This window comes from Erwinia sp. S43, assembly GCF_016624745.1.
Taxonomy (GTDB): domain Bacteria; phylum Pseudomonadota; class Gammaproteobacteria; order Enterobacterales; family Enterobacteriaceae; genus Erwinia; species Erwinia coffeiphila.
The window spans coordinates 17,535-43,779 of record NZ_JACVTX010000003.1 but is presented as its reverse complement, the minus strand read 5'-3'; the positions used below and the strand labels follow the sequence as shown (position 1 = coordinate 43,779).

The 26,245-nt window shown below is 57.2% G+C and carries 27 protein-coding genes; 15 read left to right on the top strand and 12 right to left on the bottom strand.

Annotated elements, in window-relative coordinates; translation table 11 throughout:
• Window positions 1-42: 42 nt before the first annotated feature.
• A complete protein-coding gene (tpx, locus tag IBT47_RS04375) occupies window positions 43-546 on the bottom strand; it encodes a thiol peroxidase (RefSeq protein WP_200543691.1) in 504 nt (167 codons plus the stop codon).
• Between the two features lie 118 nt (window positions 547-664).
• Between tpx and ycjG the strand changes: the two genes are divergently transcribed.
• Entirely contained in the window at window positions 665-1,648 is a 984-nt protein-coding gene (gene ycjG, locus IBT47_RS04370; RefSeq protein ID WP_200559495.1) for an L-Ala-D/L-Glu epimerase, read from the top strand.
• Here ycjG and mpaA read toward each other — a convergent pair.
• Complete coding sequence (mpaA, locus tag IBT47_RS04365; protein WP_200559492.1) at window positions 1,628-2,335, bottom strand: murein tripeptide amidase MpaA; 708 nt, start codon at window positions 2,333-2,335, stop codon at window positions 1,628-1,630. The genes ycjG and mpaA overlap by 21 nt on opposite strands.
• A gap of 207 nt (window positions 2,336-2,542) precedes the next feature.
• Here mpaA and IBT47_RS04360 point away from each other — a divergent pair, with 207 nt between their 5' ends.
• Both IBT47_RS04360 and licT read left to right on the top strand, forming a co-directional pair.
• Window positions 2,543-4,162 carry an ABC transporter substrate-binding protein gene (locus IBT47_RS04360; RefSeq protein WP_200559490.1) on the top strand — a complete coding sequence of 540 codons (1,620 nt, stop codon included), beginning with the start codon at window positions 2,543-2,545 and terminating at the stop codon, window positions 4,160-4,162.
• A 161-nt stretch (window positions 4,163-4,323) separates the two neighbouring features.
• Complete coding sequence (gene licT, locus IBT47_RS04355) at window positions 4,324-5,190, top strand: BglG family transcription antiterminator LicT (protein WP_200543680.1); 867 nt, start codon at window positions 4,324-4,326, stop codon at window positions 5,188-5,190.
• A 78-nt stretch (window positions 5,191-5,268) separates the two neighbouring features.
• On the opposite strand, the gene IBT47_RS04350 is transcribed toward licT, so the two are convergent.
• The 3 genes from IBT47_RS04350 to bglF all read right to left on the bottom strand — a co-directional run bounded on the left by IBT47_RS04350 (window position 5,269) and on the right by bglF (window position 10,049).
• Window positions 5,269-6,576 carry a carbohydrate porin gene (locus IBT47_RS04350; RefSeq protein WP_234471727.1) on the bottom strand — a complete coding sequence of 436 codons (1,308 nt, stop codon included), beginning with the start codon at window positions 6,574-6,576 and terminating at the stop codon, window positions 5,269-5,271.
• A 179-nt stretch (window positions 6,577-6,755) separates the two neighbouring features.
• Window positions 6,756-8,150, bottom strand: coding sequence for a glycoside hydrolase family 1 protein (locus IBT47_RS04345; RefSeq protein WP_200559486.1), 1,395 nt, complete (start codon window positions 8,148-8,150; stop codon window positions 6,756-6,758).
• A gap of 21 nt (window positions 8,151-8,171) precedes the next feature.
• Window positions 8,172-10,049 (bottom strand): PTS beta-glucoside transporter subunit IIABC, encoded by a 1,878-nt coding sequence (gene bglF, locus IBT47_RS04340; protein WP_200559484.1) that lies wholly within the window; start codon window positions 10,047-10,049, stop codon window positions 8,172-8,174.
• A gap of 725 nt (window positions 10,050-10,774) precedes the next feature.
• Between bglF and IBT47_RS04335 the strand changes: the two genes are divergently transcribed.
• The 6 genes from IBT47_RS04335 (at window position 10,775) to IBT47_RS04310 (ending at window position 16,083) form a co-directional block, all read left to right on the top strand.
• Window positions 10,775-12,016: an ABC transporter substrate-binding protein gene (locus IBT47_RS04335; RefSeq protein WP_200559482.1), complete on the top strand. Its 1,242-nt coding sequence runs from the start codon at window positions 10,775-10,777 to the stop codon at window positions 12,014-12,016.
• Between the two features lie 11 nt (window positions 12,017-12,027).
• Complete coding sequence (locus IBT47_RS04330) at window positions 12,028-12,897, top strand: branched-chain amino acid ABC transporter permease (RefSeq protein ID WP_200543670.1); 870 nt, start codon at window positions 12,028-12,030, stop codon at window positions 12,895-12,897.
• Entirely contained in the window at window positions 12,897-13,928 is a 1,032-nt protein-coding gene (locus tag IBT47_RS04325) for a branched-chain amino acid ABC transporter permease (protein WP_105594687.1), read from the top strand. The genes IBT47_RS04330 and IBT47_RS04325 overlap by 1 nt, the downstream gene beginning before the upstream one ends.
• Complete coding sequence (locus IBT47_RS04320) at window positions 13,925-14,650, top strand: ATP-binding cassette domain-containing protein (protein WP_200559473.1); 726 nt, start codon at window positions 13,925-13,927, stop codon at window positions 14,648-14,650. The genes IBT47_RS04325 and IBT47_RS04320 overlap by 4 nt, the downstream gene beginning before the upstream one ends.
• Window positions 14,643-15,347 carry an ABC transporter ATP-binding protein gene (locus tag IBT47_RS04315; RefSeq protein ID WP_200559465.1) on the top strand — a complete coding sequence of 235 codons (705 nt, stop codon included), beginning with the start codon at window positions 14,643-14,645 and terminating at the stop codon, window positions 15,345-15,347. Before IBT47_RS04320 ends, IBT47_RS04315 begins: the two co-directional genes overlap by 8 nt.
• Window positions 15,348-15,495: 148 nt before the next feature.
• A complete protein-coding gene (locus IBT47_RS04310) occupies window positions 15,496-16,083 on the top strand; it encodes an ANTAR domain-containing response regulator (RefSeq protein WP_200559463.1) in 588 nt (195 codons plus the stop codon).
• On the opposite strand, the gene IBT47_RS04305 is transcribed toward IBT47_RS04310, so the two are convergent.
• Together IBT47_RS04305 and IBT47_RS04300 are read right to left on the bottom strand one after the other, a co-directional pair.
• Window positions 16,084-17,031, bottom strand: coding sequence for a helix-turn-helix domain-containing protein (locus tag IBT47_RS04305; RefSeq protein WP_200559461.1), 948 nt, complete (start codon window positions 17,029-17,031; stop codon window positions 16,084-16,086). It abuts the gene before it with no gap.
• A 112-nt stretch (window positions 17,032-17,143) separates the two neighbouring features.
• Window positions 17,144-18,538: an amidase gene (locus IBT47_RS04300; protein ID WP_200559459.1), complete on the bottom strand. Its 1,395-nt coding sequence runs from the start codon at window positions 18,536-18,538 to the stop codon at window positions 17,144-17,146.
• 47 nt (window positions 18,539-18,585) lie between these two features.
• Here IBT47_RS04300 and IBT47_RS26960 point away from each other — a divergent pair, with 47 nt between their 5' ends.
• The 3 genes from IBT47_RS26960 to IBT47_RS04290 all read left to right on the top strand — a co-directional run bounded on the left by IBT47_RS26960 (window position 18,586) and on the right by IBT47_RS04290 (window position 20,208).
• Window positions 18,586-18,822: a hypothetical protein gene (locus tag IBT47_RS26960; protein WP_172606654.1), complete on the top strand. Its 237-nt coding sequence runs from the start codon at window positions 18,586-18,588 to the stop codon at window positions 18,820-18,822.
• Window positions 18,803-19,786: a zinc transporter ZntB gene (gene zntB / locus IBT47_RS04295; protein ID WP_200559457.1), complete on the top strand. Its 984-nt coding sequence runs from the start codon at window positions 18,803-18,805 to the stop codon at window positions 19,784-19,786. The genes IBT47_RS26960 and zntB overlap by 20 nt, the downstream gene beginning before the upstream one ends.
• A gap of 275 nt (window positions 19,787-20,061) precedes the next feature.
• Window positions 20,062-20,208, top strand: a complete 147-nt coding sequence (locus tag IBT47_RS04290; protein ID WP_200543658.1) for a hypothetical protein — start codon at window positions 20,062-20,064, stop codon at window positions 20,206-20,208.
• A gap of 7 nt (window positions 20,209-20,215) precedes the next feature.
• Here IBT47_RS04290 and IBT47_RS04285 read toward each other — a convergent pair whose 3' ends face one another.
• Both IBT47_RS04285 and ttcA read right to left on the bottom strand, forming a co-directional pair.
• Window positions 20,216-20,911, bottom strand: coding sequence for a YafY family protein (locus IBT47_RS04285; RefSeq protein ID WP_200559454.1), 696 nt, complete (start codon window positions 20,909-20,911; stop codon window positions 20,216-20,218).
• 23 nt (window positions 20,912-20,934) lie between these two features.
• Window positions 20,935-21,864: a tRNA 2-thiocytidine(32) synthetase TtcA gene (gene ttcA, locus IBT47_RS04280; protein ID WP_200559452.1), complete on the bottom strand. Its 930-nt coding sequence runs from the start codon at window positions 21,862-21,864 to the stop codon at window positions 20,935-20,937.
• 52 nt (window positions 21,865-21,916) lie between these two features.
• Here ttcA and IBT47_RS04275 point away from each other — a divergent pair, with 52 nt between their 5' ends.
• Both IBT47_RS04275 and dbpA read left to right on the top strand, forming a co-directional pair.
• Window positions 21,917-22,174: a hypothetical protein gene (locus IBT47_RS04275; protein ID WP_200559443.1), complete on the top strand. Its 258-nt coding sequence runs from the start codon at window positions 21,917-21,919 to the stop codon at window positions 22,172-22,174.
• A complete protein-coding gene (gene dbpA, locus IBT47_RS04270; RefSeq protein ID WP_200559441.1) occupies window positions 22,128-23,507 on the top strand; it encodes an ATP-dependent RNA helicase DbpA in 1,380 nt (459 codons plus the stop codon). The genes IBT47_RS04275 and dbpA overlap by 47 nt, the downstream gene beginning before the upstream one ends.
• 77 nt (window positions 23,508-23,584) lie before the next feature.
• On the opposite strand, the gene IBT47_RS04265 is transcribed toward dbpA, so the two are convergent.
• Window positions 23,585-23,872, bottom strand: a complete 288-nt coding sequence (locus IBT47_RS04265) for a putative quinol monooxygenase (RefSeq protein WP_200559439.1) — start codon at window positions 23,870-23,872, stop codon at window positions 23,585-23,587.
• A 102-nt stretch (window positions 23,873-23,974) separates the two neighbouring features.
• Window positions 23,975-24,631, bottom strand: a complete 657-nt coding sequence (locus tag IBT47_RS04260) for an MgtC/SapB family protein (protein WP_200559436.1) — start codon at window positions 24,629-24,631, stop codon at window positions 23,975-23,977.
• A 186-nt stretch (window positions 24,632-24,817) separates the two neighbouring features.
• Between IBT47_RS04260 and IBT47_RS04255 the strand changes: the two genes are divergently transcribed.
• Window positions 24,818-25,084, top strand: coding sequence for a DUF333 domain-containing protein (locus IBT47_RS04255; RefSeq protein ID WP_105594738.1), 267 nt, complete (start codon window positions 24,818-24,820; stop codon window positions 25,082-25,084).
• 35 nt (window positions 25,085-25,119) lie between these two features.
• Here IBT47_RS04255 and IBT47_RS04250 read toward each other — a convergent pair whose 3' ends face one another.
• Window positions 25,120-26,106, bottom strand: coding sequence for a 2-hydroxyacid dehydrogenase (locus tag IBT47_RS04250; RefSeq protein WP_200559434.1), 987 nt, complete (start codon window positions 26,104-26,106; stop codon window positions 25,120-25,122).
• Between the last annotated feature and the right edge of the window lie 139 nt (window positions 26,107-26,245).

The window sequence follows — 26,245 nt, the reverse complement described above, 5'->3', positions numbered from 1 at the left end:
GAACAACAAGAAGGCCAGCCGGACGGCTGGCCTGCAACACAGTTACTTCAGTGCAGCCAGCGCCGCATCGTAGTCTGGTTCGGTGGTGATTTCATTCACCAGCTCGCTGTACAGCACGTTGTCCTGCTCATCCAGCACCACTACCGCACGGGCAGTCAGACCGGCCAGCGGACCTTCAGCAATTGCCACGCCGTAGTCTTTCTTGAACTCGCCGCCGCGCAGGGTGGACAGAGTCACCACGTTGCTCAGGCCGTCAGAACCGCAGAAGCGGGACTGAGCGAACGGCAGATCGGCAGAAATGCACAGCACCACGGTGTTGTCCAGGTCGTTAGCCAGCTGGTTGAATTTACGCACTGACGCCGCGCAAACGCCGGTATCAATACTTGGGAAGATATTCAGCACCTTACGTTTACCTGCGTACTGCGAAAGAGAGACATCGGCAAGGTCTTTCGCGACCAGGGTAAAGGGTTTCGCGCTCTGGCCTGGACCAGGGATTTGGCCGTCAACGGAAACCGGGTTACCCTGAAAATGTACGGTCTGAGACATAGACTATCCTTTTAATGTTAATGGTGTTTAAACGCTTTCAGTGTATGTCATGCTGAAGCTATGAGACAGTAAAAAACGATAACAAAATTAAAAGCCCAGGGCATATAAGGACATGAGCATGAGAGCAGTGAAGGTGTACCCGGAAAGCTGGCCGTTGCATACGCCGTTTGTGATCGCCCGCGGCACCCGCAATGAAGTGGGGGTGGTGGTCGTTGAACTGGAAGAGCAGGGCGTCAGGGTGCAGGGTGAGTGTTCCCCCTATACGCGCTACGGCGAGAGCGAAGCATCGGTGCTGGCGCTGATTAGCGGCATCATACCGCAGATTGAGCAGGGTATGACCCGCGAACAGCTTCAGCAGGTGCTGCCCGCAGGCGCGGCGCGCAACGCCGTCGACAGCGCGCTGTGGCAGCTGGAATCACAGCTCACCCAGCGCAGTCTGTGGCAGCTGACCGCCGAGCCGGAACCGCAGGTCATCGATATGGCGCAGACCGTCAGCATCGACGTGCCGGAAATGATGGCCAGCAGCGCGCTTGCCCTGTGGCAAAACGGGGCAAGGCTGTTAAAAATCAAACTGGATAATCATCTGATTGCCGAGCGCCTGGTCGCCATTCGCGCCGCGGTGCCTCAGGCCACGCTGATTATTGACGCCAATGAGTCCTGGCATGCCGAAGGCCTGGCTGCGCGCTGCCAGCTGCTGGCCGATCTCGGCGTGGCGATGCTGGAGCAGCCGCTGCCCGCAGGTGAAGACGCTGCGCTGGAAAACTTTATTCATCCGCTGCCGATTTGCGCCGATGAGAGCTGCCATACGCGGCAGGATCTTCCGGGGCTGCGCGGCCGCTATGAGATGGTCAATATCAAGCTGGACAAAACCGGGGGCCTGACCGAAGCGCTGGCGCTGGCGGCGGATGCGCGCCAGCAGGGCTTTGATATTATGCTCGGCTGCATGCTCTGTACCTCACGCGCCATTCGTGCCGCGCTGCCGCTGGCCCCCGGGGCGCGATTTGTCGATCTCGACGGCCCGACGTGGCTGGCGGTGGATGCAGAGCCCGCGCTGCCGTTCAGCTGCGGGCGCATCACGCTGTCAGCGGTGCCAGCGAAGTAGCGCCACCATCGCCGCCAGATAACGTTCGGTGGCTTCATCGGCTGAAATCGGCGGCAGTTCGGCGGTAATGCAGGGCAGGTTAAGGTCGGCGCACCAGCTGCCAAACGAACCGGGGGTGGCATAGCCGACGCTGGTCACCAGCGGCAGTTCGGTCTGTTCCGCCAGCCAGTGCCCCAGCGGGCTTTCATGCGGATCTTCAATGCAGGCGAGCGGTTCGTGGAAGGTGACGATCCACTGTGGCTTCAACTGATGGATGAGCTGGCACAGCGCCTGAGTTTCAGGTTCTGAACCGGCGCGATCTCCGGTGGATAGCAGTACGTCCCGTTCCTCCGCCGCGCTGTTCCAGCGATAAACCGTGTCGCCATTTTGCCAGTTGGCCGCCGGGAAATTTCGGTTAAGGTCAACGCCATTGGCATTGGCGCGTAGCCCCAGCTGGCAGCCGTCCGGATTCACCGCCAGCACCACGTGATGGCGGCGATGCTGGTCCTGCAAAGAACGCATGGCGCAGGAAAGGGTGACCACGGCGGCGGTTTCGTCACCGTGGGTGCCAGCAAGAATTAACCCGCTCTCCTCATCGGCGGCCGGGGCAGGAAACCACAGCAGAGGCGCGCCGAGCAGCGACTGTCCGTATTGTTTTCCGTTGGTATCCAGGCGACCACGCAGCGGGCGGGGGTGAAGTAACGACATAATTGGCTCCAGAAAAAAGGCGTCATGCTGACACTATACTCAAATCAGCGTAGCAGAGAGTGGGTGGCAGGCAGTAAAAGAAAAAAGTGAGGCTTTTGACACAGCCCGTTGAAAAATATGCCTGTTCCACGACAAACTGCGCTACAGTTTCTGCAATATTTCAGACCTGCCGCTTATCGTCTGCTGCTGACAGCTAAGGATGTCTTTATGAAGAAGGCTTTTTCCGTTCCCGCGCTCGCCGTTCTGGCGCTGTGTATCTCCTCTGCCGCGCGCGCTGCCGACGTGCCGCCCGGGACCCAGCTGGCGGCCAGCCAGGAAATTGTGCGCCATATTAAAGATGAACCGGCGTCGCTGGACCCGGTCAAGGCCGTGGGACTGCCTGAAATCCCGGTGATCCGCGATCTGTTTGAAGGGCTGACTAATCAGGATGCCAGCGGCAAAATCATCCCCGGCGTCGCCACCGGCTGGCAAAGCAACGATAACAAAACCTGGATTTTCACCCTGCGTAAGGACGCCCGCTGGTCCAACGGCGATCCGGTTACCGCCGACGATTTTGTCTACAGCTGGCAGCGGTTGGTTGACCCGAAAAATACCTCAACCTTTGCGTGGTTTGCCGAGCTGGCGGGCATTGAAAATGCCGGTGCTATCGTCAAAGGCACCATGACGCCGGACAAACTGGGGGTGACGGCAACCGATGCTACTCACCTGAAAGTGACGCTGGATAAACCGGTGCCGTACTTTGTCAGCCTGACCGCCAACTTCAGCCTGTTCCCTGTACCGAAAAAAGTCGTGGAGCAGTTTGGCGATCAATGGACTCGCCCCGGCAACCTGGTCGGCAACGGCGCGTATCAGCTGGAAAGCCGGGTGGTAAATGAAAAGCTGGTTCTGGTGCGTAATCCGAACTACTGGGACAACGCTCACTCGGTGCTGAATAAGGTCACCTTTGTGCCGATCAGCGAGGAGTCGAGCGCCACCAAACGCTATCGCGCCGGGGATATCGATATCACCGAATCCTTCCCGAAAGAGCTGTATGGCCTGCTGAAAAAACAGCTGCCGGGCGAGGTGTATACCCCGGATCAGTTGGGTACCTACTATTATGCCTTTAATACCCAGAAGGGGCCGACCGCCGACGTCCGCGTGCGTCAGGCGCTTTCGTGGAGTATCGATCGCAAAATCATCGCTGAAAAGGTACTGGGCACCGGGGAAAAACCGGCCTGGCACTTCACGCCGGACGTGACCGCCGGGTTTACGCCGAAGGAAAGCTTCCTGCAGCAGCACAGCCAGGCGGATCTCAATGCGCAGGCAAAATCTCTGCTGGCGGCGGCGGGTTACGGGCCGTCGAAACCGCTGGACCTGACCCTGCTGTATAACTCATCGGAAACGCACCAGAAAATCGCTATTGCCGTAGCGTCGATGTGGAAGAAGAACCTGGGCGTTAACGTTAAGCTGCAAAACCAGGAGTGGAAAACCTACATCGACAGCCGCAACAGCGGTAACTTCGATATTATCCGCGCCTCCTGGGTTGGCGACTATAACGAGCCGTCTACCTTCCTCAGCCTGCTGACCTCGGCGCACAGCGGCAATATCGCCCGCTTTAAAAGCCCGGAATATGATGCGCTGATGGATAAAGCCAGCCGGGAAACCAGCGCGAAAGCACGCAACGACGACTATAACCGCGCCGAGCAGATGATTGCCGAACGTGCGCCGATTGCACCGATTTATCAGTACACCAACGGACGACTGATTAAACCGTACGTGAAGGGTTATCCGATTACCAACCCGGAAGACGTCGCCTACAGCCGCACGATGTATATTCTGAAGCACTGATCCGCTAAATCGGGAGTTGTATCACAATTCGGTAGCCAGGAACTTGTGAGTCGTAATCTATCCATTATCGTAGCGGGATTGGATTGTTACTGTAATCATACAGGCAAAACCTGATTGTCGGATTTTCCGGCGGTCAGGTTTTTTTGTTTTCGGGCCGGGAAATGAAAATAGCGAAAGTGTTAAATAATAACGTGGTTATCGTTCACGACGAACACGGCAATGAACAGGTGGTGATGGGGCGCGGTCTGGCGTTTAAAAAACGCGCGAACGACGAACTGGACCCGCAGCTGGTGGAGAAAACCTTCGCCCTGAAAAGCCGCGAGCTGACCGGGCGTTTAAGTGAACTGCTGTCCGAAATCCCCATTGAAGTGGTCATCACCAGCGAATGCGTGATCGCACTGGCGCGTCAGCAGCTGGGGACCGCGCTGCATGAAGGGCAGGTGGCGATTGCGTTGACCGATCATATTCATTTTGCGCTGGTCCGCCATCAGCAGAATCTGCCCATCCGCAACGTGCTGCAGTGGGAGATCCGCAGCCTGTATCCGAAGGAGTACGGCATCGGCCTGGCCGCGCTGGATATTATTGAAAAGCGCCTGAAGGTAAGGATGAGCGACGATGAAGCGGGTTTTATAGCGCTACATCTGGTTAACGCTCAGCTGGACAGCGAAATGCCGGCGGTGATGCATATCACCAAATTTATGCAGGAGATCCTGCACATTGTGAAATACCAGCTGCAGCTGGACTACCAAACCGACTCTCTCAGCTACAACCGCTTTGTCACCCATCTGAAATTTTTCTCCCAGCGTATGCTCGGCAAGCAGGGCGTTTACAGTGACGATGAATCGCTGCACGACGTGGTTCGCGATCGCTATCCGCAGGCGTATAAGTGCGTGGATAAAATCGATCGCCACATCATTAAAAACTACCAGTACAAGCTGGGCAGTGAGGAGCGCATGTTCCTGACCATTCATATTGAACGGGTGCGCAAAGAGACGCTGGCGCTGGGTGAGAGCGACGACGAAGCCTGATACAAGCGGCGAAACGAAAAAGGGTGCTGGCAATCATACCAGCACCCTTTTTTATGTCTCAGATACGGACCGGGTCGATCAGAAGGTGACCACCGTTTTCAGCCCGGTGACCCACGCATCCTGAGTTTCTTTCAGGCCGCCGGGGCGATGCCAGTACTGCAGTGCGGGCTGCAGCTCCAGCCAGGAGGTCACGCGCAGACGGTAGTACAGCTCGGCGTTCACCGAGTGGCCAGGGAGCGGGCTATACAGCGGGTTGCCGTAGTCATCCACGCCCTGAATGTCGTTCAACGCCTGCTGATTGTCGCGATAGTGATCGCTCATTTTGATATAGCTGGCACCAAAACCAATCCAGTCATCCGGGCGCGCGTCGAACAGACCGTGATAGCGCAGGGAACCGGCCAGCGTGGCATGCATGTAGTTGCTGCGCTGGTCGCTCAGGCCGAGACTCCATGAGGTGCTCAGCCCGCGCGTGGCGTCATCGGCGTGGCGGGTCAGCTGCTGATTAAAGCCGGTGTAGAGGAACCACGTGCGGTTATAGCTGCGGTAGCCTTCCGGGTCATCGGCACCGCGCGACTGCGATTTCCCTTCGGACAGATCGTACTGCTTCGCATTGGTAAACAGCACGCCGACGTTATAGATCCCCGGCAGGTCGTTGACGTGGGTTTTCAGCTCCAGTTCAAGCGGCAGCAGCATCCCCTTGCTGCCTTTGGTTGACCAGCTCCACGCGTGACTGCGGGCGGTGGCGTCAGGGTTCTGTTCCATGATGCCCCCCTTGATTGTCAGCTCGTCGGTCAGCTTATATTGCAGGGTGGTTCCCCAGTAGTGGGCATTCCAGTTATACCAGGTCATCGAGTTAGCGGATTTACCGCCGCACTGCGACAGCAGCTGGAAGTCGCAGGGGATAATCTGGTCGAAGTCCTGGTTTTTATTCATCATACCGATACGCCACTGCAGGCGGCGATCGTCAAAGGTACGCGAGAAGGTCAGCCAGCCCAGACGGGTAATGGACTGGCCGCCGTAGCTTTCCTGTGAAATATCGTTGAAATTAACCCGGTCGTCTTTTAAGCGCTTATTGGTCAGGCTGTCGTTGTGGTTACGATTAACGATATTTCCTTCAATTTTAGCATCGGGAATACCGGTCAGCTTTTCTAAATCCTGAGCGAAAGTTAAAGAGAACTGGTCGATATAAGCGGCATGCTTATCGTGATTATATCCGCCACCGGCGTTATAGGAGACCTGGCTTAAATAACCTAAATTATAATGGAAGCCGTTCTCTTCCAGAATAGGGCGAATCCCCAGCATATCGCCCAGCAGCCCTTCCTGCGGGGCCTGGAAACCCAGCGCGGTGCCGTTCCACTCCTGCGCGTACGCGGCTGAAGCACTCATCCCAACGGCGAGCGCGATCAGCGCCAGGCGGTTCTTATTATTTAAACACAGAGAGATATTGTTCATTTTTTATATTCATTCTGAAGGGTTAGGGCACGACAACGCCCCCTGTTCCCGTTATTGCGGAACAGTTTTTTATGGGGCGTTAATTAATCGGGCAGCGTCACTGCCCGGATAGTTTATTTCAGTGATTCGCCGTGAGTTTTAATCACGTCCTGATACCAGAAGAAACTTTTCTTACGGGTGCGGGTGAGGGTGCCGTTACCCTGATCATCGCGGTCAACATAGATAAAACCGTAGCGCTTGGAGAACTCGGCTTTTGAGGCGCTGACCAGGTCGATAGGCCCCCAGCAGGTGTAGCCCAGCACTTCTACGCCGTCATTGATCGCTTCGCGCACCTGAACCAGGTGATCGTTAAGGTAGGCGATGCGGTAGTCATCGTTGATAGAGCCGTCGGCTTCCACGGTATCGCGGGCGCCCAGGCCGTTTTCAACGATAAACAGCGGCTTCTGATAACGGTCGTACAGCACGTTGAGCAGATAGCGCAGTCCTTCCGGGTCGATCTGCCAGCCCCATTCGGAACTCGCCAGATGCGGGTTCGGCACCATATTGAGAATGTTTCCACGCTCTTTCTGGTTCAGCTCTTCGTCGGTGGTGACGCAGCCGGTCATGTAGTAGCTGAAGGAGATAAAATCGACCGGCTGGCGCAGGTCGATTTTGTCCTGCTCGGTAATATCCAGCGTAATGCCGTTTTCGCGGAAGAAGCGGGTCATATACGACGGGTAGTAGCCGCGGGTCTGCACATCGCCGAAGAACAGCCAGTCGCGGTTCTGCTGTAGCGTTTCCATCACGTCAGCCGGGTTTGGCGTCAGCGGATAGAGCATCGCGCCCAGCAGCATGTTACCGATTTTCCCTTCCGGGACGATCTGATGGCAGGCTTTAACCGCCAGCGCGCTGGCCACCAGCTGATGGTGGATAGCCTGATACACCGCCTGCTTGTTGCTCTCTTCCGGCAGACCGACGCCGGTAAACGGCGCATGCAGCGACATATTGATTTCGTTGAAGGTCAGCCAGTGCTTAACCTTGTGCTTAAAGCGCTCGAACACCGTTTCCGCATACTTCACGAAGCAGGCGATGGTAGTACGGCTGCCCCAGCCGCCGTACTTTTTGATCAGGCCGTACGGCATCTCGTAGTGTGACAGTGTCACCAGAGGCTGAATATTGTATTTCGCCATCTCGTCAAACAGACGATCATAATAGGCCAGTCCGGCTTCGTTCGGCTGCGACTCGTCGCCTTCCGGGAAGATACGGGTCCAGGCGATCGACGTGCGCAGGACGGTGAAGCCCATCTCGGCGAACAGTTTGATGTCTTCCGGATAGCGGTGATAGAAGTCGATGGCCACATCTTTAATGCCTGAGTCGCCAGCCTGGCGTTCCACGCGCTCGCCGAAAATACCCTGTGGCTGAAGATCCGAAGTCGACAGGCCTTTACCGTCGGTCTGCCAGGCACCTTCAACCTGGTTAGCGGCAACCGCGCCGCCCCAGAGGAAATCTTGTGGGAAACGTTGAGTCATGATGGTTCTCCTTGTGAAAAATTATTTAATCAGCGCCAGCAGGGGATCGCCTGCGGTCACTTCGCTTTGCTGGCTGGCAACCAGAACGTCGATATAGTCATCACTGTTGCTGACCAGCACCGGCGTGGTCAGGTCATATCCGGCGGCGCGGATCGCGTCGATATCAAACTCCAGCAGCAGATCGCCGACGCTTACCCGGTCGTCCTGGCTGACGTGTGCGGTAAAGTGCAGGCCGTCAAGTTTTACCGTGTCGATGCCCACGTGGATCAGCACTTCCGCACCGTTATCGGCCTCAAGGCCAATCGCATGACGGGTGCGGAACAGCGAGGCAACGGTGCCGTTAACCGGTGACAGCACGCGGCCCACCGTAGGCTGAATACCCACTCCTTTGCCCAGCAGGCCGCTGGCGAAGGTTTCATCCGGCACCTGCTCCAGCGCGACCACTGCACCGGTCATCGGGCTGGCGAGCTGGGTTTTTGCCAGTAGATCGGGATTGACTACTGCCTGCGGTGCCGGGGCCGGAGCCTCTTCTGCCTTCGCGGCAGGCAGGCCAAACAGCCAGGTCGCGACGGCGGCAAAGACCAGAGCAATGATGGCACCGGCAAATGAGGCCATCACGCTGGCGTCAAAACCGGTTTTCGGCACCACCTGGCTGAAGGTGAAAATTGACGGCATACCGAATGAATAAGAAGTGGTGTGCCAGAAGCCCAGCACCGCTGCACCCAGTGCGCCGCCGATGCAGCCGAAAATAAACGGACGGCGGTTCGGCAGGGTGATGCCGTAGACCGCTGGCTCAGTAATACCAAACAGGCTGGCGCTGAAGGCGGAGGCCGCAATTCCTTTGGTTTTGGCATCACGAGTACGCAGCATCACGCCGAGCGTGGCACCGGCCTGGCCGAGTACGGCGGGCATCAGCAGCGGCAGCAGGGTATCTGAACCAATCACGCTGAGGTTGTTGATCATGATGGGCACCAGGCTCCAGTGCAGGCCGAAGATCACGCAGACCTGCCAGAACGCACCGATAAAGGCGCCGGCAAAGGTTGGACTGAACTGATAGATCGCCAGATAGCCGTCGGCAAGCAGATGGCTCAGCCAGGTTGCCGCCGGGCCAATGACCATAAAGGTCAACGGAATGGTGATAACCAGGCACAGCAGCGGGGTGGTGAAGTTACGAATTGCACCCGGCAGGCGGCTGTGTACCGTGCGCTCCACCAGGCAGGAAAGCCAGGCGGCAAATATAATCGGGATCACCGAAGAGCTGTAGTTGATCAGAATCACCGGCACGCCGAAAACATGCAGCGGCGCGGCACCGCCCTGTTCGGCATTAAAGGCCGCCAGCATCAGCGGATGCACCAGCGCAGCACCGATAACCATGGTGGTGAAGGCGTTGCCGCCGAACTTCTTGCCCGCGCAGTAACCCAGCACCACCGGCAGGAAGTAGAACAGGGCATCGCTGGCGACAAACAGGATTTTATACAGGCCCGCGTCTTCGCTAATCAGGTTCAGCGCCAGCGCCAGGGAGAGTAACCCCTTCAGGATACCGGAGGCGGCCATCACGCCGATAAACGGAGTGAAAATGCCGGAGATGACGTCAGTTAAGCGGGCAAACAGCGAGCCTTTCTCCCCGTCGCCGCTGGTGTCGCTGCCGTCGCCCAGGCCCGCTACGGACAGCAGCGCCTGATGGACATCACCTACGTGATTGCCGATCACCACCTGATACTGTCCACCGCTTTCCACCACCATAATCACGCCCGGGTTGTTCTTCAGCCCGGCGGTATCGGCTTTACTGCTGTCCTTCAGTTTAAAACGCAGGCGGGTTGCGCAATGTATCACCGAACTGATATTTGCCTTGCCGCCAACCCCTTGCAGGATCTCTTCTGATAACGCCTGGTACTTCATCGTATGCTCCTGGTTCTGACATCTTGTCAACGGGCCGTTACTGAATTCAGGCCAAAAAAAAACCTAAACAGCTTCAGACGGACCACGGTCCATGAAAAGCTGTTTAGGTTTTGCCTGAAATTCAGTAGCAATCCTGATTTGTTGACGCAAATAGTTCCTCAGTTACGGCAGGCTGACAAGGGGGGGAAACGGCAAAAACTGGATTTCGTGAGCGGGCTCACCTTTTTCCAGTCTGAGCCGTTGTTGGTCAACCTGCGATGCTGACGAACACCAGGCGGCAGCGTCATTGAGTTATTTTATTAATATAAACGAATAAACTTCGTTGATAAAAATGGCAGGGGTTAAAACAGTTCCATTCTTTTTATCTGGTGTGGTGATGATATTTTCTTTGTTGTCTGAGCCACATGCTTTGTTATAAGTGCCAGTATGAAAACCCATTGATAGCGATATTCATGCACCGATTTGGTGCCGGTTGTTATTTATTGGTGCGCATTTTTAATTCCGCAGTTAAATAATTTATTTTCAGGAGAGATCCAGCCGCAGAATAGCTGAGTTTGTCATGAAACGTAAAAAGATGGCCCGCTAATTGCTTGATACAATCGGCCCCAAAGATGTGGCCCGCCTTTCAAATCTGTGCAGACAGCGCCGTCTGCGTGTCTCTGATTGCTTCTGTCCGTAACCCGGAAATCTTCTTATTAACATAACTACTTCACTTCGAGGGTGCTATGGCTATTAGTCGTCGTTCATTTATTCAGGGATCTGCATTATCTGCGTTGGGCATGGCAGCAGGCATTGCGCCAAAATTCAGCCTGGCGGCTGACGGGAAAGAGGCGATTAAAGTCGCCAGTATTCTGGACCTGTCCGGCGGTCTTGATATCTACGGTAAACCGATGTCGGATGCCATTAATCTTGCGGCCGAAGAAATTAACGCGGCAGGCGGATTACTGGGGCGTCCGGTACAGATCATTAATTACGATGCGCAGTCCAACATGCAGCTTTATGCGCAGTATGCCCAGCAGGCGGCATTAAAAGATAAAGTTGCGGTGGTCCACGGCGGCATTACCTCCGCTTCTCGTGAAGTGATCCGCCCGGTACTGGACCGTTTCCGTTCTCTTTACTTCTATCCCGCGCAGTATGAGGGCGGCGTCTGCGACCGCAACTATTTCTCTTCCGCCTCAACGCCTGCGCAAACCGTGGAAAAACTGGTGCCCTACGCGATGAAAAAGTGGGGGAAAAAAGTCTATATCCTCGCCGCGGATTACAACTACGGGCAGATCGTCTCGGCGTGGGTGAAAAAATTCGTTAAAGAAAACGACGGTGAAACCGTTGCCGTGGAGTTCTTCCCGCTGGACGTCACGGATTTCGGTGCCGCCATTTCAAAAATCCAGAGCGCCAAACCGGATATGGTCTGGTCTGCGCTGGTCGGCGGGGCCCATATCTCATTCTACCGCCAGTGGCACGCCTCGGGCATGAGCGGCAAGATCCCGATTGCTTCTACCGTGTTTGGCGGCGGCAACGAACATATCATTCTGTCGCCGGAGGAAAGCAACGGCATTCTGGTCTGCGCCAACTATATGCAGGAAATTCCAACGCCGGAAAACAAAGCCTTTGTAGAAAAATTCCAGGCCCGCTACGGCAGCAGCGTGCCGTACATCAGCGATCTGGCGATGGGGGCCTACCAGGGCATGCTGATCTGGGCGGAAGGGGTGAGAAAGGCCGGGGATATCGACCGCATGAAGGTGATTGAAGCGCTGGAATCCGGCATTTCATTAACTTCGCCGAGTGGCCAGCTGATCGTCGATCCGGTGACCCATCACTGCACGCTGGATGTGCATATTGCCGAAGTGGAAAATCATCAGATGAAGATTCTGGAGACCTTTACGCGCCAGGCGCCGGTCGATACCGCCATGGTGTGCGACTTGAAGAAAAATCCGCGTGACACCAGGCAGTATCAGATTGAGTTGTAAGGAGAACGGCTATGGATTTGTTGATTATCTACGGCATTGAGGTTCTCAATGCCATTGCCGTGCTGGTGGTGATGAGCCTGGGGCTGGCGGTGGTGTTTGGCATGATGAAAATCGTCAATATGGCCCACGGCGAATTTATGATGCTCGGCGGCTACAGCGCGATTCTGGCCACCAACCACCTTGGCGTTCCGATCTGGCTGTCCATGCTGGTGGTTGCGCCCCTGACGGTAGGCATCTTCGGTATCGTCATCGAGCGCATTATCATCCGCCATCTTTATGGCCGGATGATCGATACCATGCTGGCCACCTGGGGGCTGAGCCTGGCGCTGATTGGTGCGGCGACAATGGCATTCGGTAACACGACGTTGGGGATCAGTGCACCGCTGCCGGCGGTGAGCGTGGGCAGCTACACCACCAGCGGCTATTCGCTGTTTATCATTCTTTTCGCGCTGTGCCTGATTGGTGCCCTCTGGCTGCTGCTGCGGTTTACCACCCTCGGGCTCTGCGCCCGAGCCACCATGCAAAACGCGCGGATGGCCGCCGCGCTGGGCAGTAATCCGGGAAAAATCTACAGCCTGACCTTTGGCCTGGGCGCGGCACTCTCGGGGCTGGGCGGCGCGTTGCTGGCACCGATCACCGGGGTGATCCCAACCATCGGCGTCAGCTTTATCGCCAAAGCGTTTATCACCGTGATTGGGGGCGGTAGCGCGATTATTGCCGGTACGCTCTCCTCTTCCACGCTGTTTGGCACCATTTCGCAGCTGGTGACCTACCTCTCCACGCCGGTGTTTGGTGCCGTAGCGCTACTGCTTAGTGCCATTGTGCTGCTGCGCCTGCTGCCGCAGGGCATCACCGGCCGTTTCTTCAGGAGATCGCTGTAATGAAAATGCTTGCTGAAAAGCTACAGATCGTGGTGACCGCGCTGCTGGTGGTGCTGGTCGCGTTCTGGCTGTCGGGAGTGATTGAGCTTTACACTTTGCTGTCCCTCACCGTGTTTCTGGTGATGGGGCTGCTGTCGCTAAGCCTGGCCTTTATCTGGGGATACGGCGGCATTCTGTGTTTCGGTCAGGCGGCGTTCTTCGGCATCGGGGCCTATACCTATGCGGTCTGCGCCATCAACTGGGGGGATTCCACCTGGGCGGTGGTGATGGCCGTGCTGTTGCCAACGCTGTTCTCCGTGCTGCTGGGCTATGTGATTTTTTACGGCGGCGTCAGCGACGTTTATCTGGGGGCGATCACTCTGGCGGTAAGCCTGGTGCTGTTCAACTGGGTCAACTCCACGTCGGGCAGTGAATATCATATCGGCGAGGCGCTGCTGGGCGGCTTTAACGGCATTCCCTCGGTGCCGACGCTTAACGTCCCGTTCCAGCCGGACGCTATCTTGTCCCCGGAAGCGTTGTTTATCGTCACCGCAGCCTGCCTGGCGCTGTGCTACGCGCTGTTGAAATTCGTACTGCTCAGTCGCTTTGGCAAAACGGTGGTCGCGATCCGCGAAAACGAACAGCGGGCGGGCCTGCTGGGCTATAACGTTCCGGCCCACAAGCTGGTGACCTTTGCCATCGGTGCCGCCGTGGCGGGGCTGGCAGGGTGTCTGTACGTTAACTGGGGCGCGTTTGTCAGCCCCGGCGTGTTCAGCATCAGCCAGTCAGCGCAGATCATTATCTGGGTGATCGTCGGCGGCCGCGGAACACTGCTCGGCCCGGTGATCAGCTGCATGCTGCTGCAGTGGATGGTAACCCGGCTGGGCGCGCAGCAAACGGTTGATGTCAATCTGGTCCTTGGCGTGATCCTTGCCCTGTTCGTGCTGTTAATTCCCGGCGGCATTCTGCCCGGCCTGCAGCGGATCTGGCGGCGCAAGCGTCGGCCTGCCGCACCGGCTTCCTCCGTACAGGTGAAAGAGGTGAAACCATGACCGTATTACTTCAGACGCACCAAATGGGCGTCAGCTTTGGTGGTGTTCATGCGGTAAAAGCCGTGGACTTCACCCTGAACGAGGGTGAACTGCGCTGCCTGATCGGCCCTAACGGCGCGGGGAAAAGCACCTTTTTTAAAATGCTCAGCGGCCAGGTGACGCCCACGCGCGGGGAATGCCGCTATCGCGATCGGATCATTTCCGGTAAACGGCCGTGGGAAATCGCCCGGCTGGGTATCGGCATCAAAACTCAGGTCCCCAGCGTGTTTGAAGGGTTGAGCGTGGCGGAAAACCTGTGGCTCGCCGCCGCGAACAAAATGGATAAAGCGGCGGTCGCGGGCGAAGTCGATCGGGTGCTGGAGGATATCGGCCTCAGCGATAGGCAGAATGACATCCTCTCCGAAATGGCCCACGGCCAGCGCCAGTGGGTGGAGCTGGGGATGATCCTGATTTCGCGCCCGCAGCTGGTGCTGCTGGATGAGCCCGCCGCCGGAATGACCCACCATGAAGTGCGTAAAACCGCCGCGCTGATACAGCGGATTAACCAGCAGAGTACGGTGGTGGTGGTTGAGCATGATATGGATTTTATCGGCATGATCGCGCAGCAGGTGACGGTGTTTAATCAAGGGGAAGTGCTGGCCGAAGGCACCTTCAGCCAGGTCACTCAGGATGCGCGCGTCAAAGAAGCCTACCTTGGCAATCTGGAGATTAAACATGCTTGAAATGAAACAAACGGTCTCCGGCTACAATAAAATTCCGGTGCTGCACCTGTCCGAGCTGTTTATCGGTGCCAAATCCTTTACCGGCGTGCTGGGTCGCAACGGTATGGGTAAAACCACGCTGCTGCGCACCATCATGGGGGAGCTGCCCGCCTGGCAGGGCACCATCGCGCTAAACGGTATCGATATTACCGGCTACCAGCCGCATCAGCGGGCGGCGGCGGGCATCGGCTTCGTTCCGCAGGGGCGGCAAATCTTTCCGCAGCTGACGGTAGAGGAAAATCTGCGTATGGGATGCGTTAAGCAGTTCTCGCGGGCTGAAGAGACCATCGGGCAGATGCTGGATATTTTCCCGCGCCTGAAGCGGCTGCTGGCACAGCCGGGCGGCGCACTGTCAGGCGGTGAACAGCAGCTGCTGGCGCTTGCCCGCTGCCTGTGCGGCAGGCCGCAGCTGGTGCTGCTGGACGAACCGACGGAAGGGATACAGCCGAATATCTGCGAAGAAATTATCGACACGTTCCAGCGGCTGCGCCATGAAATGGATATCTCGATTATCCTGGTTGAGCAGGACATCGAGTTCCTCTACGCGCTTTCCGATCGTATTCACGTGATTGAAAAGGGGCAAATCGTTCGCCAGATCGACCCGGCAACCACGCCCAGCGCCCGGGTAGCGGAACAATATCTGGGGTTTAATGCCTGAGTCGGCTGCTGCCGGTGGCCATCCTTCTGGCTGATCGGCAGCCTGCCGCTGTCCCAAACGACACAGCGGCAGGCAGAGCAAACAAAGCGCTGGCCTGTCGGGTTGCTTATTGTGAAGCATCACTATCCCGGACAAGACAGGGCGATTCATGATTGAGCAATCCTTACTTGCCGCGCTTTCCGGCGTTCGGCTGCATCTTTTCCATCCTCATACTCAGGGTATGCGGGCCTTTTGTACCTCGCTGACTCAGCTTGGCTGCCACGTGCGGCACGACTGGCCGATCCCTGCGAGCCTTCCTCCTGAAGCTGACCTGGCGATTATTGCTGTCGATCGCCACCAGCAGGCATCGATCGCACCGCTGTTTCGGCACTACCGCAGCGTACACACCCCGGTGCTTGCCCTGGCCGACTGCCACGACGGGCAGCTGTTTCCGCTGCTGTTGGCACTGGAGCCGGATGCGATTTCAGCGCGCGAGGCCGATCCGTTCTCACTGATTATTCAGATCGTTGCAAGGCTGCGTGCGGCGCAGGAACAGCAGACGCTGCGCGAACGGCTGCAAAAGCAACAGCAGGCCAGGACACGGCAGGATTGTCTGGCGCAGGCGAAAGGCGTGCTGATGCAAACCTTCGGGCTGGATGAGTCGGGGGCCTACGGCTTTATGCGTAAAGAGGCGATGAACACCCGCAGCAGTCTGGAATTTACTGCGGAACGGGTGCTCAATAGCCTGCAAAAATAATCAGCTGCCGGGCTGGCCACTGGCCGGATGCAGCAGGCTGCTTGGCGTATAGCCAAAGGCCTTGCGAAAGGCGAGGCTGAAATGGGACATATCGCTGAAGCCGTGATCGAGCGCCACCTGGGTGATGTTTCGCGCTTTGCCTTCCGCCAGCGCTTTATGGCAGGCCAGCAGGCGCTCGTGCCAGACGCAGTTCATTGGCGTGGTGCCGTTGGCCGCAAATACCCGGCTAAGGGTGCGCGGAGAAACATGATGGGCATTGGCGATCTGCGCCACGGACAGATCGTGATCCTGCAAATGCTGGCGCAGATAGTTCATCACGCGGGAATAGAGAGTGGGTTTTAATCCCTCGTCGCTTTTTTGCAGATTCAGGCCGACGGAAATCACGGTAAACAGCGTATTGGCGAACTGCTCGGTCAGGCAGCTGCCTTCTTCGGCGGCATTAAAACGGAAGGCCTCATCAATCATATGCCTGAGCGCGACCATGCCCGGTCGGGAGAGATCCAGCGAGGTCCCGGACATCGCCGCAATCGCCGGGGCTTCTTTTTCAATCAGATGGCGCGGCAGATGGATGATGTTCATCGACACGTTTTCCATGGCGAAATGGAACGGCGAGCTGGCGTCGTAGATCACCATATCCCCGGCGCTGACCTGCGTTTCATTGTTATTCTGCCGCAGGCGGCCGCTGCCTTCGCAAATATAGCCGAGATAAAAATCGGGGTTCGGGTGGCGGCGAATGCATTCGGGCGTTCTCTGCCACATCATCGACGCCTGCGAAACGTGATTGGCGATATCGAGCTGGCCCAGCATGCCGTAACTGAAGCGGCCGGAAAACATGCCCGCCTGCACCTGCTTTGCCTCTGCCTTGATCAGGCGAGAACAAACGGCATCGCGCCAGGCGTCGAAGCGGTGCCGGTTCTCTAAATTCTCCGTGGTGAAATTTTCTCTCATCGTCAGATCCCCCGGACGTGGCGTAAAAGGTGAAATCAGCAGAAAACATGCAAACTCCAGACCATTCCTGCCGGAGTACCGCCCCTGACGCAGGGGCGGTAAAGGATGGGGGTTACAGCGCGGGGTGCTGCTGATGCCAGTCGGTCACCTGCTGATACGCCCAGGCAGCCTGAATCATACTGACTTCATCAAAATGCGCGGCAACCAGCTGGAAGCCGATCGGCGCACCGGCAGCGGTTTTGCCGCCGGGCAGCGTAATCGTCGGATGCCCGCTGGAATCGAATGCACTGGTATAGCGCAGCACGCCATTAAACAGTGCTTTGTCAGTCCCAAAGCGGGTCATGGTATCCCAGGTTAAACCGGCATAGGCGGTGGCGGGGGCGATAATCAGATCAACCTGGCCGAACAGGGCAGAAATCGCGCCGCGCAGTGCAGCGCGGTTCAGCAGCAGCCGCTGGAATTCCAGGGCGGTGACGCTGTGGCCAAGATCCAGCAGGCCCGCCAGTCCTGGCCCGTATTGATCTTTTTGCGAGGGATAGGTCTGCTGATGCGCGAAGGCCGTTTCCACCGCACACAGCGGGCTCCACTCTTCGGCCGCCTGCTCGGTATCCGGCATGGTAATATCCACGAAGGTTGCGCCAAGGTCGCTCAGCGTGGCGATAGCCTCCTGCAGCACCCGGCGCGTATCCTCATCCACTTTCTCCAGCGCCCAGTTTTTATCCAGACCGATGCGCATTTTGCCTATGCCGCGCGTCATCAGAGCAAGGTAGTCTGGCACCGGCTCGATGCTGGAGGTGGGGTCCTGCTCATCGCGACCGGCAATCGCCTGCAGCATGGCCGCGGCATCGGCGGCGGATCGCGCCATCGGGCCGATATGGTCGAGGGAGGCGGCCAGCTCGAAAGCACCGTGCCGGGTGACGCGCCCCCAGGTTGGCTTAATACCGGTCAGACCGTTGGCATTGGAGGGGAAGCGGATCGAACCGCCGGTATCGGTGCCGATTGCACCAAAACACAGTCCGGCCGCAGTGGCAACGCCGGAACCGCTGGAAGAGACGCCGGTCCACAGCGCGGAACCCCACGGGTTAACCGGGCGAACAACCTCCGGGTGATGATCGGCAAAGGCGCTTTCGGTTTGTTTCAGTTTACCGAGGATCACCGCCCCGGCGGCGCGGAAACGCGTGACGATGGAGGAATCCTCCGTGGGATAATGCGACTGGTGGATCAGCATGCCGTGGCTGGTGGGGGCATCTTTGGTCCAGATCAGATCCTTCAGCGCGATGGGCACGCCGTGCAGCGGGCCGCGGATGATCCCCTGCGCGATTTCACGATCGGCTTCTGCCGCCTGTTGCAGGGCACTGTCGCGCATCACGTAAAAGTAACTGTGCAAATCGGCATCCAGCGAGGCAATGCGATCCAGCAGAGCGGTGGTCACTTCAACGGAAGCAATCTCTTTCGACTGAATCAGTCGGCCTGTTTCCAGCAAGCTTTTATAATGCAGGTTTTTCATCGTGGCCTGGTCTCCTGAAGGGAATGATGCCTGCGAAAGCAGACAATATGCTGATCACCAACGTAAATCAGGGCGACAAAGCTGGCTATGCTAAGGCGGACAGAGGGTGTGCCAGAAGTGCCAGCGCGGCGACGCCTGAGCCGATCGCACAAAACGTTGCTGCTGTCATGTTTTCTAACCATTGTCTCAGCGTGCAACATTTTGCAACTGCTGGCCCGCGCGCTAGACTGTATCGTATTGATTATGTTGAAAGCGGGGCAAAAGGTGGACGCTATAGCAGGTAAATCCTTACAGGTATCGGATGCGATTATCTCGTGTCAGCTGGATGGCCATGGCGGGATGATCCCGATTGCCGACAGTGAAGTACTTACGTGTGACCATCCATGCTGGTTGCACCTGAATTACACCCATCCCGAAAGCGCCGAATGGTTGACCACCACGCCGCTGCTGCCGGACAACGTGCGCGATGCGCTCGGCGGCGACAGTATGCGGCCGCGCGTCAGCCGTCTGGGCGACGGTACGATGATCACCCTGCGCAGCGTCAATCTGAACAGCGAATCGCGGCCCGACCAGCTGGTGGTGATACGCGTGTTTATCAACGACAGGCTGATTGTTTCAACCCGGCGGCGGAAGGTGTTTGCCATTGATGAAGTGCTGACCGATCTGCAAAACGGCAACGGTCCGCATAACGGCGGCAGCTGGCTGGTGGACGTTTGCGACTCCCTGACCGACCACACCAGCGAGTTTATCGAGGATCTGCACGATAAAATTATCGAGCTGGAGGATGCCGTTGTCGACCAGCAGGTGCCGCCGCGCGGTGAGCTGGCTTTAATCCGCAAACAATTGATTATTATGCGCCGCTATATGGCCCCGCAGCGTGATGTGTTCTCGCGGCTGGCCAGCGAGCGGCTGCCGTGGATGAGCGATGACGACCGCCGCCGCATGCAGGATATTGCCGACCGACTGGGGCGCGGGCTGGACGATCTGGATGCCAGCGTGGCGCGAACCGGGGTGCTGTCCGATGAAATCAGCTCGGTGATGGCCGAAGCAATGAACCGCCGCACCTATACCATGTCGCTGATGGCGGTGGTGTTCCTGCCGACCACGTTCCTGACCGGGCTGTTCGGCGTAAACCTTGGCGGCATTCCGGGCGGCAGCTGGCGATTTGGCTTTGGCCTGTTTTGTCTGTTGTTAGCCGTACTGGTGCTCGGTGTTGCGTGGTGGTTACGGCGACGTAAATGGCTGTGAAGAGAGCAAATTTTTGTAGCATAAAGGCGTTTAAAACTGATCGACGTCAATAACTGGCGGCGATGTTAAGGGCAAAATCTCTTCCGCAGGTGAATGCAACGTCAAGCGATGGGCGTTGCGCTCCATAATTGTCTTACTTCATTTTTAGAATTAATGCATAGCACATTTAATTCGTACGACGCCGGCTCCGAGCCGGCTTTTTTTTGCCCGTTTGCCAGCCCGCCAGGATGTCCTACGCTTAACGTTCACGCGTTGAAAACAGAGGGGACAGCAAAATGACTAAGCAGCCTGATGCTATTCGTGGTTCTGAACCACTGAGCGATCCCGTACCCGTTCCCGGGCCGATACCCACGCCGCAGCCAATGCCCGATCCGCCGCCGGTCGACCCCGATCCGATTATCGATCCACCTGCGCATTATTAACGTCTGACTATTGAGCGGGCCTGTCCGGGAACTGCTGCTCGCGCCACTGCTTGATCAGCGCGGCACGGCGGCGGGGATAGCGGGTTGCGTTTAATTCCAGGGAGATAATGCGGTCGGTGCGGAAATGGCGGAAGTCGCCGCGCAGCTCGCACCACGCGCCGAGAATATGCAGGTTATCGAAATAGCCCAGCAGGAACGGCCAGATAACGCGGCGGGAAGATTGATCTTTGCCGTCGCGATAGGTGAGGGTCGCCGTCAGTTCGTGCCTGATTGCCCGCCGGATGGAGACAAAATCCACGCTTTCAGCAAGCGGACTAGCGGAGGGCGCGGCCATCAGACCGTTACTGTCGAGGCTGTGGCGCAGGTCTTCAGGCAGCACGGCGGCTATTTTGCTCAGTGCGCTTTTGGCCGACTGGCTCAGCCCGGTGTCGGTGCGGCTGGCAACCCAGCGCGAACCCAGCACCAGCGCCTCAATTTCTTCTTCGCTAAACATCAGCGGGGGCAGGGTAAATCCCGGTTTCAGCACGTAGCCCATGCCCGGCTCTCCGGTGATATCGGCTCCCTGCTGTTGCAGGGTGGCGATATCACGGTAGAGCGTACGCAGGCTGATGCCGAGCGTGGCGGCGAGCTGAGCGCCGGGAACGGGGAAGCGGTGATTGCGCAGTAGCTGCAGCAGATCCAGCAGGCGTTGCGATCGCGACACACTTCCCCCGTGAAACGTTGAGCTTAGCCGACCTGAAGGATATCAAGACGAACGGGCGCGTCGTCTTCATCTTCCGGCTGCCAGCCGGCGGGCTGCATCGGTAGGGTTTCGCGATCGAAGGCCAGATCGCCACCGCCAACAACTTCGCTGCCGTGGACGATGCCTTTGAAATCGAACAGTTCGGTATCAGCAAGATGCGAAGGCACCACGTTCTGCATGGCGCTGAACAGGGTTTCGATGCGGCCAGGATAGCGTTTATCCCAGTCGCGCAGCATATCGCCAATCACCTGACGCTGCAGGTTAGGCTGTGAACCGCACAGGTTGCACGGAATGATCGGATATTCGCGGGCGATGGCGAAACGCTCAATGTCCTTCTCGCGGCAGTAGGCCAGCGGGCGGATCACGATATGCTTACCGTCGTCGCTCATCAGCTTCGGCGGCATGCCTTTCATTTTCCCGCCGTAGAACATATTGAGGAACAGCGTCTGCACGATATCGTCACGGTGATGTCCCAGCGCGATCTTGGTGCAGCCCAGTTCAGTCGCCGTGCGGTACAGAATGCCGCGGCGCAGACGGGAGCAGAGCGAGCAGGTGGTTTTGCCTTCCGGGATCTTATCTTTAACGATGGCGTAAGTGTCTTCTTCGACGATCTTATATTCCACGCCCTGGGCTTCCAGGTATTCCGGCAGAATATGCCCCGGGAAACCCGGCTGTTTTTGATCGAGGTTCACCGCCACCAGCGAGAAGGAAACCGGCGCGCTCTGCTGCAGGTTGCGCAGAATTTCCAGCATGGTGTAGCTGTCCTTGCCGCCGGAAAGGCACACCATAATCCGGTCACCCTCTTCGATCATATTAAAGTCAGCAATCGCCTGGCCGACGTTACGGCGCAGACGCTTCTGCAGCTTGTTGAGGTTGTATTGCTCTTTTTTACTGGTTTCCGGATTCGGTTGCATTTATTAGCTATCTCGTATTGCAGAAGTGGGCGAGAACATCGGCAGGCCCGGCATGAAAACTGACTGGCGTGCTATGGTACGGATTCCGACGACGAATGCCAGCTTGTTTTACATGTGTATTGTACAAACTTTACGCAACAATAACTGTGCGAAGCCTCAAACCCTGCCGCTGCGCCGTCTTGCCCCTGAAAGTAACGTTTCCAGCGGATTATCTGCTACAATCAGCGGCAAAATTCCCGCCCGATTTATCAGAGATTATACCCGTGACTGCTTTTTCTACCCTGAACCTGCTGCCCGCCAGCCAGATTGAAAACCTTAATGAACTTGGCTATCTGGCCATGACGCCGGTACAGGCCGCATCGCTGCCGGCGATCCTGGAAGGGCGTGACGTACGCGCGCAGGCAAAAACCGGCAGCGGCAAAACCGCCGCGTTTGGCCTTGGCGTGATGCACCGGCTGGACGTCAGCCAGTATGTCACTCAGTCGCTGGTGCTGTGCCCGACGCGTGAACTGGCTGATCAGGTGTCGAAAGAGCTGCGCCGACTGGCGCGTTTTACCGCCAATATCAAAATCCTGACGCTGTGCGGTGGCCAGCCGATGAACGCGCAGCGCGATTCGCTGGTGCATGCACCGCATGTGGTCGTCGGTACGCCGGGGCGTATCCTGGAGCACCTCAAGCGTGAAACCCTTAAGCTGGACGGCGTGGCTACGCTGGTGCTGGACGAGGCCGACCGTATGCTGGAGATGGGCTTCCGCGATGATATCGATGCGATAATCAGCTACTGCCCTCAGCAGCGCCAGACACTGCTGTTCTCCGCCACCTGGCCTGAGGACATCGCCCGCATCAGCCAGCGCGTGCAGCGCGATCCGCTGACGGTGGAAACCGGCGACGTTTCCGATCTGCCGTCCATTGAGCAGACTTTCTATGAAACCAGCGCGCGTGAAAAAATGAGCGCGCTAATCGGTTTGCTCAGCGATCGCCAGCCCGCCTCCTGCGTGGTGTTCTGCAACACTAAACGCGAATGTGATGACATTGCCGCCTCGCTGGGAGATGCGCAGATCAGCGCGCTGGCGCTGCACGGCGATCTGGAACAGGCCGAACGCGATCGCGTTCTGGTGCGCTTTGCCAACGGCAGCTGCCGGGTGCTGGTGGCGACCGACGTTGCGGCGCGCGGGCTGGATATCAAATCGCTGGCGATGGTGGTGAACTACCAGCTGTCGTTCGATCCGGAAGTTCACGTCCACCGCATTGGTCGTACTGCTCGCGCAGGCGCAGAGGGCTGTGCGGTCAGCTTCGTTGCGCCGGATGAAATGCAGCGCGCCCACGCGCTGGAAGATTTCCTGCAGCAGCGCCTGGCGTGGCGTAACGTCAGCGAGCTGAAGTCCGTGGCACCAAAACCGCTGCGCGCGGAGATGACCACCATCAGCCTTGACGGCGGGCGTAAAGCCAAGATCCGTCCGGGGGATATCCTGGGGGCGCTGACCGGTGACGGCGGGCTGAGCGGCGATCAGGTGGGTAAAATTGATATCGCACCTACGCTTGCCTACGTGGCAATTCGTCAGGAGCTGGTGCGCAAGGTGATGCAGCAGCTTACGCAGGTGAAAATTAAAGGGAAAACCTGCCGCGCCCGCATCGTCAAGTAAAGCCGTCAGCCGCACAAAACAAAACGGCCCCCGGGGTGAAATCCGGGGGCCGTTTTTTTATCCGATCGAAAGGGCGATTAAATTTTGGTAATCACCGGCGGCGCGGCGAGCAGGGATTCAACGCCGGCAATCAGGTTCTGGAAATGCGGCTGCTTTTCATGTTCTTCGATAGCCGCATGGCTTTTCCACGTTTCGTGGAACAGGAACGAATCCGGGTTTTCTACGCTGCGGTACAGATCGTAATGCACGTTACCGGCCTCAAGGCGGCTCGGGGCCACACAGGGGTTCAGCACGTCAAACAGCGCATCGCCTTTGCCCGGCTTAGCGGAAAATGTGGCGATAATCAGTACGGATTTCTCAGACATTATAATCTCCATTTAAAAAACGTTGCTGGCGCAGGGCCAGACACAAACAGGCCTGGCTGTAAGAGTAACCGTTTCGGCTTTTTTTGCCATGAGCATTTATGGCTAATGAATTTCCAGCGACTGCACGCCGTTTATCTCCAGCAGTACGTCATACATTTTTTCCGGTGCCACCTTTCGTGACAATGTCACATCCACCATCATTTCACACAGTCCGGTTTCGCCATCGCGGTGGGCGAGGATGACTTTGCCGGTGCGTACTTCCCGACGCTGTAGGGCAATCAGCACAAGCGGCACGCTTTTCGGCTTGAGCTGGAAGATTAGGGTAAGATTACGGCCGATAAACCGGTAGCTGATGCGGCGGAAGGTTTCCAGCACCACCAGTGCCAGCAGGGTGCCGTAAATGCCGATCTCATACATGCCGCTTCCGACAACCAGCCCGATAGCCGCCGTGACCCACAGCCCGGCGGCGGTGGTCAGCCCCTTGACCATCTGTTTTTGAATGATGATAGTACCGGCACCAAGGAAACCCATGCCGCTGACGACCTGAGCAGCGATCCTGCTGGGGTCCAGCTCAATATGCGAGGCTCCCAGGATATCGCTAAAGCCATATTTAGACACGATCATAAACATCGCGCTGCCAATCCCCACCAGCACGTGGGTGCGCAGCCCGGCTTCTTTCGAGCGCAGCTGCCGCTCCATACCGATCAGACCGCCAAGCGCACCGGCAAGCGCGATGCGCAGTAATAAGTCGAAGACCACTATCTATCCTCCTGTATTGTAGAGATTTTCCTTGATTTTTTCTTATCGATTGTAAATTAAGACCTGAGGGTATTGATATTTTATCAATTTTGATTTTGTAAAATTGGATGACAGCTATCGACCTGTCGCAAAACCTGGCATATGCTGGCTGGCGCCTTTGACCCTTCACCGATCGGAGTTTACACAATGAAAGCAGCCACTTTTTTGCTTGCAGCGGCAACGCTGGTGCTGTCGGCCTGTAGCAGCGACAACGAACCGCCGCAGCAGGCAACCGCCGCTCACGTCCCGGCAAGAGTACAGATGGCCGATCTGGCAGCGAGTAATTGTGAAAATGCAGGAGGAACGCTGGCGCTTTCACGTCAGCTGGATGGATCTTCGGTAGGAATGTGTCAGCTGGCGAACGGCCGTCGCTGCGGCGAAAGTGCATTACTTAACGGCACCTGCGCGCGGTAAACCCCCGCTTATCGACAGCGGGGGCAATAGGCGGATCAGAGCTGGTTAGCGCAGGGCTCGCCTTTTTCCAGCTGCCGCAGATTCTGCAGCGTGGTCTGTGCGATGCTGGTCAGCGCTTCGGCGGTCAGAAACGCCTGATGGCCCGTAAACAGCACGTTGTGGCAGGCTGACAGACGGCGGAAAACGTCGTCCTGAATCACGTCGTTCGACTTATCCTCAAAGAATAAATCCCGCTCGTTCTCGTAAACATCCATCCCCAGTGCGCCAATCTTCTGCTTTTTCAGCGCGTCGATTGCTGCCTGCGAATCGATCAGGCCGCCGCGGCTGGTATTAATAATCATCACGCCATCTTTCATCTGAGCGAAGGCACTCTCGTTGAGCAAATGATGATTCTCCGGGGTCAGCGGGCAGTGCAGGCTGATCACGTCCGACTGGGCAAACAGCGTTTTCACATCCACATATTCCGCACCCAGCTCCAGCGCCAGTGGATTAGGATAGGGATCGGAAACCAGCAGGCGCATGCCGAAACCCTTCAGGATGCGCAGGGTGGCGATGCCGATCTTACCGGTGCCGATGACGCCAGCGGTACGGCCATGCATGTTAAAACCGATCAGGCCTTCCAGCGAAAAGTTGGCATCGCGGGTGCGCTGATACGCGCGGTGAATGCGGCGGTTCAGCGTCATCATCATGCCGACGGCATGCTCAGCTACCGCTTCAGGCGAATAGGCCGGCACGCGAACCACCTGCATTCCCAGCTCTTTTGCCGCATCAAGATCGACGTTGTTAAACCCGGCGCAGCGCAGCGCAACAAACTTTACCCCCAGTTCCGCCAGCTCTTCCAGCACCTTACGGCTGCCGTCGTCGTTGACGAAAATACACACGCCGTCACATCCCGTGGCGTTCTTCGCGGTACGTTCGGTCAGCAGGAAGTCGAAAAATTCCAGTTCGAAACCGAAATCCTGATTCACCTGTTCCAGGTATTTCCGGTCATACTGTTTGGTGCTGTACACCGCAAGTTTCATCGTTATAGTTCCTTTTACCGCTGCAGAATGAATAGCTGCAGTTTATCAACTATTCTCAGCGAGCGAGAACCTGATGGTGGCTACTGCTGTAAAAAGCATCGAATCCACCGTAAAACGGTGAAAAACTTCACGATGAAGC

Excerpts from the sequence above, each read along its gene's own strand:
- IBT47_RS04350 (WP_234471727.1), bottom strand. The coding sequence starts at position 6,576 with ATGAGTGCTTCAGCCGCGTACGCGCAGGAGTGGAACGGCACCGCGCTG.
- IBT47_RS26960 (WP_172606654.1), top strand. The coding sequence starts at position 18,586 with ATGCTGATCACCAACGTAAATCAGGGCGACAAAGCTGGCTATGCTAAG.
- IBT47_RS04300 (WP_200559459.1), bottom strand. The coding sequence starts at position 18,538 with ATGAAAAACCTGCATTATAAAAGCTTGCTGGAAACAGGCCGACTGATT.
- IBT47_RS04320 (WP_200559473.1), top strand. The coding sequence starts at position 13,925 with ATGACCGTATTACTTCAGACGCACCAAATGGGCGTCAGCTTTGGTGGT.
- tpx (WP_200543691.1), bottom strand. The coding sequence starts at position 546 with ATGTCTCAGACCGTACATTTTCAGGGTAACCCGGTTTCCGTTGACGGC.
- IBT47_RS04310 (WP_200559463.1), top strand. The coding sequence starts at position 15,496 with ATGATTGAGCAATCCTTACTTGCCGCGCTTTCCGGCGTTCGGCTGCAT.
- licT (WP_200543680.1), top strand. The coding sequence starts at position 4,324 with ATGAAAATAGCGAAAGTGTTAAATAATAACGTGGTTATCGTTCACGAC.
- IBT47_RS04275 (WP_200559443.1), top strand. The coding sequence starts at position 21,917 with ATGAAAACTGACTGGCGTGCTATGGTACGGATTCCGACGACGAATGCC.
- IBT47_RS04265 (WP_200559439.1), bottom strand. The coding sequence starts at position 23,872 with ATGTCTGAGAAATCCGTACTGATTATCGCCACATTTTCCGCTAAGCCG.
- IBT47_RS04360 (WP_200559490.1), top strand. The coding sequence starts at position 2,543 with ATGAAGAAGGCTTTTTCCGTTCCCGCGCTCGCCGTTCTGGCGCTGTGT.
- bglF (WP_200559484.1), bottom strand. The coding sequence starts at position 10,049 with ATGAAGTACCAGGCGTTATCAGAAGAGATCCTGCAAGGGGTTGGCGGC.
- ycjG (WP_200559495.1), top strand. The coding sequence starts at position 665 with ATGAGAGCAGTGAAGGTGTACCCGGAAAGCTGGCCGTTGCATACGCCG.
- IBT47_RS04335 (WP_200559482.1), top strand. The coding sequence starts at position 10,775 with ATGGCTATTAGTCGTCGTTCATTTATTCAGGGATCTGCATTATCTGCG.
- IBT47_RS04315 (WP_200559465.1), top strand. The coding sequence starts at position 14,643 with ATGCTTGAAATGAAACAAACGGTCTCCGGCTACAATAAAATTCCGGTG.
- IBT47_RS04325 (WP_105594687.1), top strand. The coding sequence starts at position 12,897 with ATGAAAATGCTTGCTGAAAAGCTACAGATCGTGGTGACCGCGCTGCTG.
- ttcA (WP_200559452.1), bottom strand. The coding sequence starts at position 21,864 with ATGCAACCGAATCCGGAAACCAGTAAAAAAGAGCAATACAACCTCAAC.
- IBT47_RS04305 (WP_200559461.1), bottom strand. The coding sequence starts at position 17,031 with ATGAGAGAAAATTTCACCACGGAGAATTTAGAGAACCGGCACCGCTTC.
- IBT47_RS04345 (WP_200559486.1), bottom strand. The coding sequence starts at position 8,150 with ATGACTCAACGTTTCCCACAAGATTTCCTCTGGGGCGGCGCGGTTGCC.
- IBT47_RS04255 (WP_105594738.1), top strand. The coding sequence starts at position 24,818 with ATGAAAGCAGCCACTTTTTTGCTTGCAGCGGCAACGCTGGTGCTGTCG.
- IBT47_RS04330 (WP_200543670.1), top strand. The coding sequence starts at position 12,028 with ATGGATTTGTTGATTATCTACGGCATTGAGGTTCTCAATGCCATTGCC.
- mpaA (WP_200559492.1), bottom strand. The coding sequence starts at position 2,335 with ATGTCGTTACTTCACCCCCGCCCGCTGCGTGGTCGCCTGGATACCAAC.
- IBT47_RS04290 (WP_200543658.1), top strand. The coding sequence starts at position 20,062 with ATGACTAAGCAGCCTGATGCTATTCGTGGTTCTGAACCACTGAGCGAT.
- IBT47_RS04250 (WP_200559434.1), bottom strand. The coding sequence starts at position 26,106 with ATGAAACTTGCGGTGTACAGCACCAAACAGTATGACCGGAAATACCTG.